The sequence below is a fragment of the Pseudomonas sp. EA_65y_Pfl1_P113 genome, assembly GCF_963970525.1.
Lineage (GTDB): Bacteria > Pseudomonadota > Gammaproteobacteria > Pseudomonadales > Pseudomonadaceae > Aquipseudomonas > Aquipseudomonas tritici.
On record NZ_CAXAQM010000285.1, the window covers coordinates 1 to 566 of the forward strand.

Below are 566 nucleotides of genomic sequence, written 5' to 3' on the forward strand. Positions count from 1 at the left end.
CGCGCAGCCGTGGGGTGCCGCGTGGCGCGCAACACTGCCGGTGGGGGGCGAGGGCACGCTCACGCGCCGCTTTGCCGGCACAGCGCTCGACCACAGATTGTTCGCCAAAACCGGCACGCTCAACGCCACCAACGCGCTGTCCGGCTATATGATCGCCAAGAGCGGACGCACGCTGACGATGGCGTTTTACGCCAACGATGTTCCCGAAGGCGCGAGCGCGACCAAGGCGATGGACGCCGCCTTGCTCCTGATCGCATCGCAAAACTGAGAGACGGGTAATGACCGATTATGTCGCCGACCTTCGTGCCCATGGCTACGCCATCGTGCGCGGATTCTTTTCGCCCGCCGAGGTCGCCGCGATCGGCGCGGCGATGGACCAGGTCTATGCCGAGGGCGTCGCGCATGGCCGGAGCTTTCGCCACGGCAATTTGTTCTACACCGTCCGCCCCGGCCCCGACGGTGCCCCGCATGTGCCGATGGTGCAATGGCCGTCCTACCATGTCGCGCTACTGAACCAGACGCGGCTCGATCCGCGCTGGGCCACGCTGCTGGAGCCGCTGATCGGG

Annotated in this window: 2 protein-coding genes; both read left to right on the forward strand. The window is 66.8% G+C overall.

Annotated features, from left to right (window positions below):
* The coding region (locus AACY52_RS29625; RefSeq protein ID WP_339561271.1) for a D-alanyl-D-alanine carboxypeptidase at positions 1–268 on the forward strand (268 nt) is incomplete at its 5' end.
* Positions 269–278: 10 nt separating this feature from the next.
* On the forward strand, positions 279–566 hold a 288-nt coding region (locus AACY52_RS29630), incomplete at its 3' end, for a hypothetical protein (RefSeq protein WP_339561272.1).